This window comes from Nonomuraea sp. NPDC050540 (assembly GCF_044457485.1).
Taxonomy (GTDB): domain Bacteria; phylum Actinomycetota; class Actinomycetes; order Streptosporangiales; family Streptosporangiaceae; genus Nonomuraea.
Genome location: NZ_JBITHA010000047.1, coordinates 1 through 4,706, shown reverse-complemented (window position 1 = coordinate 4,706; position 4,706 = coordinate 1). Strand labels below are relative to the sequence as shown.

Sequence of the window (4,706 nt, the reverse complement as noted above, 5' to 3'; positions counted from 1 at the left end):
CGCTGGAGCGCGTGCATGGCACGTCAGGGCTTCCGCTACCCAGATCCACTAACGGCCATAACAGATAGACAATGGTCAACGAACAAGATCGGCGCGCAAGAGATCCGTACAGCACGGGCAGACGTACGATGCAAGGAGAACACCGGACTCGTCGATGTCTGGGCAGAAGCTGAAAGCCGTATTCAAAGGCGTGCCATCCGCACCCACCCGACCGAGTTCCATGCATTCAAGGCTGTAAAGGCACGTCAGCTTGACGTAGCCCGCGACATCATTGCTCGCCGTGCGCCGTCCAATCAGAAGAGTCCGCCCAGCCAGACTGACTAATACTTCAGTCTCACGACAGGAGACACTCACCTCACACCGGACACCGTGGTCACGTTCGTGCCAAACTTCCCGGATGGCACCTCCAATCAAACGGGCCATTCAGCACGTAATGAGACGAGGTAGCGTCCTCTGAGATCGGCCTCTGAGACTGGTAAAAGTCCTTGATCGAGTGATCTTAGTTCGTGTTTCTATCTCGGCTTCTATTCACAGAGCGTGATCGTTTGGGGCATAGCGGCTTCAGGTCCCTCCAGCTTCGGATGCGAACCGAGTGACGGTCTTGTCATGGAAGCCCAGAGCCTGCGCGATGACGGGAGCGGGGGCTTGGAGCGCCAATTACCGAAGGGCGGCGGTGCGGGCGGCTTGGCCAGAGATGCCGAGGTCACGGACCAGGTCGGCAAGGCTGCGGTGATGGAGGGGCTGGCCGGCTCGGCGTCCGGGGAAGAGCCAGCGGTTCTCAGAAGTCCACGGCGCGGGGATTTCCGAGAACAGTCCTTCTCAGAAGTTCGGAACCTTCTCCGCGCAGCACCCACGAGGTCGTGAGGGCGCGGCCAACCCGCCCCGCCCGCAGGCCGTACCTGGGGTTGGTCGGTCGGCGCCGAGCCCCGGCACGCGATACAGGTACCACGGGCCCTCATCCGGCAGCGCGGCGTCGACCTGGACGCCGAGCACCGCCTCCCTGATCTCCGCCTCGCTGGCGCCGCCGACCTGCATCGCGTCGATGAGGGCGGCGGTGTACTCGTCGAGATCGATGCCGTAGCGGGTGAACGCGTTGTCGGGGCGCTCAGCCTCTTCGGGCGTGAGCCGCTGCAGGTCGCACCCCGGAAACTCCCGGGCTGTGCCGTCGGCGGCGGTGACGGTCCACATGCCGCTCTCCAGCGATCCGCCGGTGATCGTCCCGTGGAAGACGACGTCGCCGGGGTGGATCACCTTCACCTTCGTGCCGATCTGCTCGGCGTTGACCCGTGCCATCCCCTCTGCGCTGCTCATGAGCGTCCTCGTTTCGGGGGATTCCAGTGTGTCGTAGTCGCTGGCCGGGGGTGCCGGGGGAGGTCAGGCGGTGGGTTCCAGGGCGGCCACCTCGGCGGTCTGGGCGGCGTGGTCGTGCTCGCGCAGCATCCGCAGCACGGTCGCGGCGGAGGGGTGTCGGCCCTTCTTGGCGCCAGAGGTGATGACGAGCTGAGCGGCGATGTCGCGCAAGCTCTGGCCCTGGCCGCGCAGGTGCAGGGCCATGGACAGCATCGCCTCGTCGACGACGCTGGCCCCGCCGATGGCCTTGCCCCGGGCGCGGGCCGACTCGTGGCCTTCCAGGGTGCGGTCGCGGATGTATTCGCGCTCCATCCCCGACAGCGCGACCAGCACGGTGAACACCACCCCGGACGGGTCGTGGCTGTCCTGGAGTTCGCCGGTGAGGAACTGCAGGCCGATGCCGGCGGCCTTGAGCGAGTCGAGCTGGGGTGTCCAGCGACTGGCGCACGCGGAGGCGCGGGCGTAGCCGACCCGCGCGTGCGGCGGGTAACGGGTTCGCCACAGCCCGGGGCAAGACGGGATGGAAGCGTCATCGTGAAGAGGTGGCGATGTCTCCCCCTCCCGCCGACCCCGCCCGCGGCCCCCGTAGGCGGCTGGCCGGACGAGTGCTCCTGGTAGTAGCGATGGTGCTCGTGGTCGCCGGCGTGCTGTGGTTCTTCCTGGCCGACCCGCTGGGCCTGCCCGACAAGACGCTGGAGGTGCTGGATCAGCGGGCCAGTGTGATCGGCATGCTGGCCGCCCTGGTCTTCGGCACGATCGGGTGGTGGCTGCAGCGGCGCTCGGCGGCCACGAGCGAACCCGGGGCGCCTTCGGTCTCTACCAGCGGTGCGAACGCGCCCGCGGTCGGCACGATGTCGGACGGGCTGGTGATCGGCTCCCATCGCGGGCCGGTCAGCACGGGTGAGCGCGCTCCGGCCATCGGCGGCGACGTGCACACGTTGATCACCGGTGATGTGCAGGAGGCCCGGCGCCCGCCGCTGCCGCCACCGGCCTCGGTGGAGGGTCCGTCGGGGTTCCTGGGGCTGCCGCGCCGTCCGGCGTCGTGGTTCGTCGGACGCGAGGGGGCCTGGCAGGAGCTGGCGATCACGCTGGAATCAGGCACCGGCGCGGGGGTGATCAGCCAGGCTGTGGTCGGGCTGGGCGGGGTCGGCAAGAGCGAGCTGGCGTTGCAGTACGCCTTCGCCCGCCGCCTGGACTACGCGCTGGTGTGGTGGATCGACGCCGACAGCTCCGCCCAGCTCCAGGCCGGCTTGGCCGCCCTGGCGCGTGCGCTGGTGGCCGGGGCCGATTCGGTGGCGGGCGGGCAGGCCTCGATTGAGGAGGCCGCCGCCTGGGCGATCACCTGGCTGGCCAGCCATACCGGCTGGCTGCTGATCTTCGACAACGTCGAGGAGCCCGCCCACGTCGAGCCGTACCTGGCCCGGTTGACCAGCGGGCATGTGCTGATCACCACCCGGCGCGACGTCGGCTGGCAGCGCCTGGGCGTCACCCCGCTGCGGCTGCATGCCCTGCCCCGGCCCGCCTCGATCCGGCTGCTGGGTGATCTGATCGGCCCGCCGCACGCCGCCCACGCCGCCATCTTGGACGAACTGGCCGCCGAGCTGGGTGACCTGCCGCTGGCGCTGACGCAATCGGGCGCCTACATCGCCGGTACCCCGCGCTGCACCCCGGCCGGATACCTGCGCCTGCTGCGGCAGGTGCCCGAGCGCATGCTCGCCACCGCCCTGGCCGGCGGGAACGCCGAACGGGTGGTCGCCAAGGCGTGGGAGGTCAGCCGCGCCCGCGTCGCCGAGCAGAACCCGCTGGCCGAACGCCTGCTGCGACTGCTGGCCTGCTACGCCCCCGACCACCTGCCCGCCGACGTCCTGGCCGGCGCGGCCGACGATGAGCAGGCGGTCAACGAGGCACTGGCCCTGCTGGCCTCCTACAGCCTCATCACCCTGACCACCCACCCCGCCAACCCGATCACATCAGGCAGGGACCACGACGCCGACGATCAGGAGAGCGTGAGCATCCACCGGCTCACCCAAACGGTCATCTGGCACCAGCTCACCACCACCCAGCGCGACCAAACCCGCACCCACGCCGCCGAACTGCTGGACCTGGCCCTGCCCGCCAACCCCGAAGCCCGCGCCAACTGGCCCCGCTACCTCCAACTGCTTCCCCACGCCCGCACCGTCACCCCACCCGGCTCGCACACGATGAAGAAGGTCATCGACTTCGCCGGCGCCAGCGGCGACTACACCACCGCCCGAACCCTGCAACAGACCCGCTACACCGCCCAGGCCGAAACCCTCGGTCCCGAGCACCCCGACACGCTGAGCGAACGCGCCAACCTCGCCTACTGGACAGGCCAGGCAGGCGACGCGGCGACCGCCCGCGCCCTGTACGCCGACCTGCTGCCCATCCGCGAACGCATCTCCGGTCCCGAGCACCCCGACACGCTGAGCGCCCGCGCCAACCTCGCCCGCTGGACGGGGGAGGCAGGGGATGCGGCGGCCGCCCGCGCCCTGTTCGCCGACCTGCTGCCCATCCGCGAACGCGTCCTCGGTCCCGAGCACCCGCGCATGCTGAGCGCCCGCGCCAACCTTGCGCACTGGGCGGGCCAGGCAGGGGACGCAGCCGCCGCCCGCACCCTGTACGCCGACCTGCTCCCCATCCGCGAACGCGTCCTCGGTCCCGAGCACCCCGACACACTGACCGCCCACACCAACCTCGCCTACTGGACAGGCCAGACGGGCGACGCAGCCGCCGCCCGCACCATGTACACCGACTTGCTGCCCATCAGCGAACGCGTCCTCGGTCCCGAGCACCCCGACACACTGACCGCCCACACCAACCTCGCCTACTGGACAGGCCAGGCAGGCGACGCGGCGACCGCCCGCACCATGTACACCGACTTGCTGCCCATCAGCGAACGCGTCCTCGGTCCCGAGCACCCCGGCACACTGACCGCCCGCGCCAACCTCGCCCGCTTGACGGGCCAGACGGGGGACGCGGCGACCGCCCGCACCCTGTACACCAACCTGCTGCCCATCCGCGAACGCATCTCCGGACCCGAGCACCCCGACACGCTGAGCGCCCGCGCCAACCTCGCCTACTGGACGGGCCAGGCAGGCGACGCAGCCGCCGCCCGCACCATGTACACCGACCTGCTGCCCATCCGCGAACGCATCTCCGGACCCGACCATCCCGACACGATGGCCGTCCGCGCCAACCTCGCCTACTGGAGTGATCAGACCGACGCTGGAGGTCGTCAATAAACGATCTTGAGCTCAAGTGATCAGCGCATCGCATAATCGATCTTGTAGCGATGGGGGTCGCATGAGGGACTACGGGTTCTCGCCAGCTCAGCA

3 protein-coding genes and 1 pseudogene are annotated in these 4,706 nt (G+C 69.6%); 2 read left to right on the top strand and 2 right to left on the bottom strand.

Annotation, left to right across the window (positions count from 1 at the left end; all coding sequences use genetic code 11):
- Positions 1–324: pseudogene (locus ACIBI5_RS54205) on the top strand (hypothetical protein); the annotation flags it as partial.
- 495 nt (positions 325–819) lie between these two features.
- Here the strand turns inward: ACIBI5_RS54205 and ACIBI5_RS54200 are convergent.
- Together ACIBI5_RS54200 and ACIBI5_RS54195 are read right to left on the bottom strand one after the other, a co-directional pair.
- Positions 820–1,311 carry a hypothetical protein gene (locus ACIBI5_RS54200; RefSeq protein WP_397259652.1) on the bottom strand — a complete coding sequence of 164 codons (492 nt, stop codon included), beginning with the start codon at positions 1,309–1,311 and terminating at the stop codon, positions 820–822.
- A 63-nt stretch (positions 1,312–1,374) separates the two neighbouring features.
- The gene (locus ACIBI5_RS54195) at positions 1,375–1,854 is read right to left on the bottom strand and encodes a recombinase family protein (RefSeq protein WP_397259654.1); all 480 of its coding nucleotides are present in this window, start codon (positions 1,852–1,854) and stop codon (positions 1,375–1,377) included.
- A gap of 44 nt (positions 1,855–1,898) precedes the next feature.
- Here ACIBI5_RS54195 and ACIBI5_RS54190 point away from each other — a divergent pair, with 44 nt between their 5' ends.
- Positions 1,899–4,613, top strand: a complete 2,715-nt coding sequence (locus ACIBI5_RS54190) for a tetratricopeptide repeat protein (RefSeq protein WP_397259651.1) — start codon at positions 1,899–1,901, stop codon at positions 4,611–4,613.
- Positions 4,614–4,706 lie beyond the last annotated feature (93 nt).